A 3,769-nucleotide genomic window follows, 5' to 3' on the forward strand; every position below is an offset into this window, starting at 1 on the left:
CGACCGCCCCGGCCGCGACGAGCGTCCGCGAGGAGACGACCCGCGAGAGCCGCCCGACGAGGACGCCCTGATTGACCGCGCCGAGGACGCCGACGTAGGTGAGCAGCAGCGCCGCGGCCGTCGCGTCGTAGCCGAACGCGTCCGCGACGTACGGGATGAACATCACCTGAACGCCCGCGAACGCGACGGCGACGACGAAGTACGCGACCGTCAACGGCCGGAGCGCCGCGGAGGCGAGCGCGTCGCGGAACTGGCCGACCGCGGTGGTGCGCCGGGTCGATCTCCCCTCCGTCTCCGCCACCGGGCGCGTCCGGGTCGGCTCTTCGAGGAAGGCGAAGCCGACGGCGACCGCGAGGAAGCTCATCCCCGCGGCCGCGAAGCTCGGGAGGGAGTAGGCGGTGGCCGGGACGACCGCCGGGAGGAGCGCGTCGGCGCGGGCGACGACCGCGTCGGCGGCGAGCAGCCCGCCGATCGCCGGGCCGAAGACGAACCCGAGCCCGAAGGCGGCGCCGATGAGCCCCAAGGCCCCGGCGCGCCGGTCGCGCGGCGTGATGTCGGCGACGTACGCCTGCGCGGCGGCGATGTTCCCGCCCATCGCGCCCGCGAGCGTCCGTGAGGCGAACAGCACCGCCAGCGCGGCGACGGGACCGAAGCGCGCGCCCGCCGGCCCGGCGTAGCCGAACGTCACCCACGCGACGCCGGCGGCGGCGAGCGACGCGAGGAGGACCGGACGGCGCCCGATCCGGTCGGAGAGCCGGCCGAGCGTGGGCGCCGCGAGGAACTGCGCGAGCGAGTAGGAGGCCGCGAGCAGCCCGATGAAGGCGTCGCTGACGCCGAAGGACCTGACGTAGAAGGGGAGGATCGGGATCACGATCCCGAAGCCGACGAGATCGATGAACACGACGCCGATCACGACCGCGAGCGCGCGCCGGGGGTTGGCGACGGCCGGGGATCGGTCGGGGCCCCCATCGGCATCGGGATCGTCCCCGGTCGACACGGCCGCGGCCTCCGGATGCGTCACGGTGGCGAAACGTCGCGCGGAGACTTAAACGGGCGCTACAGGTGCCGCTCGATGACGCGCTTCGCGGCCTGGCCCTTCTCCTTCCAGCCGTACCCCTCGTCGTACACGTGGCGCTTGGCGTCGACGAGCTCCTCCGGCGTCGACTCCTCGAAGCCGCCGCGGTCCCACGCCCCCGAGTTCCGGAGCCACTCGGCCACGTTCTCGCGGGTCTCCGGCCACGAGAGCCCGACCATCTCGTACCACGCCACCATCGCGAAGACGGCGTTGTCGTGACAGCCGGGGACGGAGCCGTGCTCGTAGACGGTCCGCATCGGCTCGCGGGTGGGCTCCGAGACGCGCTCCTTGAACTCCGCGGCGGTGAGCAGGCGGAGGCGGTCGCCGTCGTCGACGACGCGCTGGTCGCGCCGCAGCGCGCCGAGCGCGGCCTTGTGGAGTCCGCCCCACTCAGCCGGGACCGCGTCCCGCAGCGCCGCCTCGGGGAGGCCGTCCGGCTCCGCGGACAGCACCGACAGGAGGTCGGTGTACGCCTTCTCGACGGTCGGCCAGCTCACGCCCTCGAACTCGCAGTCGGCGTCGTGAAGGCTGTTCGTCGTCCGACAGCCGGGACACGGGTAGCGGAACGTCGGCACTGGATGGGTGTGAGCGGCCGCCGGTGTTATGGTTTTCGCGACGGTTCGGCGGGAGCGACGCGACGGAACCAGCACGGACGTTCGTGGGGTTCCGAAACGTTTACTCGCCGCCCCGCCCCGACTTCAGACGGTATGACAAAAGTGAGCGTCATCGGTGCGGCGGGGACCGTCGGAGCCGCGGCCGGCTACAACCTCGCGTTGCGCGACGTGGTCGACGAGCTCGTCTTCGTCGACATCCCGGACCAGCGCGAGACGACGATCGGACAGGCCGCCGACGCGAACCACGGCGTCGCCTACGACTCGAACACGACCGTCCGGCAGGGCGAGTACGAGGACACCGCCGGCTCGGACGTGGTCGTGATCACGGCCGGTATCCCGCGCAAGGAGGGCCAGACCCGGATCGATCTCGCCGGCGACAACGCGCCGATCATGGAGGACATCGGCGCCTCGATCGCCGAGCACAACGACGACTTCGTCACGGTCACCACCTCGAACCCGGTGGACCTGCTCAACCGCCACCTCTACGAGGCGGGCGACCGCGACCGCGGCAAGGTGGTCGGCTTCGGCGGGCGGCTCGACTCCGCGCGCTTCCGCTACGTCCTCTCCGAGCGCTTCGACGCGCCCGTCAAGAACGTCGAGGCGACGATCCTCGGCGAGCACGGCGACGCGCAGGCGCCCGTCTTCTCGAAGGTGCGCGTCGACGGCCGCGACCCCTCCTTCGACGCCGACGAGAAGGAGGAGATCCTCGCGGACCTCCAGGAGTCGGCGATGGACGTGATCAGCCGGAAGGGCGCCACCCAGTGGGGCCCCGCGACCGGCGTCGCGCACACCGTCGAAGCCATCCTCAACGACACCGGCGAGGTGCTCCCCTGCTCCGTCGTGCTCGACGGCGAGTACGGCTACGACGACACCGCGCTCGGCGTGCCCGCGAAGCTGGGCTCGGACGGCGTCGAGGAGGTCGTCGAGTGGGACCTCGACGAGTACGAGACCGAGCTGCTCGACGAGGCCGCGGAGAAGCTCTCCGAGCAGTACGAGAAGATCGCGTAGGGCCGTTCCGCGGCGATCGGTCGCCGTCACCACCGTCTTTTTATCGCTGCCGCGCCCTCGTCCGGGCATGGACCGCGCCGAGATCGACACCGACGACCTCCTGAAGGTCGTGTTGCTGCTCGTCATCGCGTGGCTTCTCCTGGAGATCGTCGGGGCCGTCCTCGATATCGCCTTCTGGCTGCTCGACGCGCTCCCGACGCTGATAGGGATCGCGCTCGTCGTCGTGATCGCCTTACACCTCACCGATCGGATCTGAGGCGGGCGGCGACGTGTTCAGCCTCAACGTTCCGCTGCCGCCCGCGGTCGACCGTCTCGCGACCGATCTCCACCCGAAACTGTCGGGGTTCGACCGCGTCCGCGAGCGTCGCACGCTCGTCTGTAAGCGGTTCGGGGTCGAAGACGTGCGGGACGAGGAAGACGAACGAGCAGACCGGGGAGACGCACCACCCCGGGAGGAGGCGCTCGACCGCCTCCGCGAGCGGCTTCGCCGGCCGCTCGCCGGGGTCGACCCCTTCGAGGTCGCCGTGACCGAAATCGACGTCTTCGACGCGCCGCGGTCGGGATCGCGGCCGGTGGTGTACTTGGCCGTCGAGAGCGAGGGACTGGTTCGGGTTCACCGGCGTCTCTGTGGCGCTTTCGGCGCCGTAGAGGGGATCGAGGGCGAGGCGTACGTGCCGCACGTTACCTTGGCTCGCGGTGGGAATCCGGAGCCGGGCGTCGTCGCCGACCTCGTCGACGCCGAGTTCGACCCGATCCGGTGGCGCGTCCACGCGCTCGACGTGTGGGACCCCGAGTATCGGGAGGTCGCGGCGAGCGTCGATTTATAAGTGATCGGTTGCCGGGTGTCGGTGACTACCGCCGAATCCCCAGCCGCTCGTTTTTAAATCGTTACTGCCGGATCGACAGCGACCACCTCCAAAGCCCCAGCCGCGAGGACTCGCGCACCTCGCTGTCGCCCGAAAATCGGAGATTTTCGGGATGTCGTCAGAATCCTTCGGATTCTGACTGCTAGCCAGAAATCTCTGATTTCTGGCGATGACGAGAGAGCTTCGCTCTCTCGAACCACGCGCTT

General features: G+C 70.4%; 5 protein-coding genes. 3 read left to right on the top strand and 2 right to left on the bottom strand.

The window, feature by feature from the left end:
- Together B9G38_RS15135 and B9G38_RS15140 are read right to left on the bottom strand one after the other, a co-directional pair.
- A partial coding sequence (locus B9G38_RS15135) for an MFS transporter (RefSeq protein ID WP_394334933.1) occupies window positions 1–1,021 on the bottom strand: 1,021 nt, incomplete at its 3' end.
- A gap of 35 nt (window positions 1,022–1,056) precedes the next feature.
- Window positions 1,057–1,650: a hypothetical protein gene (locus tag B9G38_RS15140; protein ID WP_086220927.1), complete on the bottom strand. Its 594-nt coding sequence runs from the start codon at window positions 1,648–1,650 to the stop codon at window positions 1,057–1,059.
- Between the two features lie 132 nt (window positions 1,651–1,782).
- Here B9G38_RS15140 and mdh point away from each other — a divergent pair, with 132 nt between their 5' ends.
- The 3 genes from mdh to B9G38_RS15155 all read left to right on the top strand — a co-directional run bounded on the left by mdh (window position 1,783) and on the right by B9G38_RS15155 (window position 3,524).
- On the top strand, window positions 1,783–2,697 hold the full coding sequence (gene mdh / locus B9G38_RS15145) for a malate dehydrogenase (protein WP_086220928.1): 915 nt from the start codon (window positions 1,783–1,785) through the stop codon (window positions 2,695–2,697).
- Window positions 2,698–2,764: 67 nt separating this feature from the next.
- Window positions 2,765–2,953: a hypothetical protein gene (locus tag B9G38_RS15150; RefSeq protein WP_086220929.1), complete on the top strand. Its 189-nt coding sequence runs from the start codon at window positions 2,765–2,767 to the stop codon at window positions 2,951–2,953.
- A gap of 13 nt (window positions 2,954–2,966) precedes the next feature.
- The gene (locus B9G38_RS15155) at window positions 2,967–3,524 is read left to right on the top strand and encodes a 2'-5' RNA ligase family protein (RefSeq protein WP_086220930.1); all 558 of its coding nucleotides are present in this window, start codon (window positions 2,967–2,969) and stop codon (window positions 3,522–3,524) included.
- Window positions 3,525–3,769 lie beyond the last annotated feature (245 nt).

Source organism: Halorubrum sp. SD612, assembly GCF_002135005.1.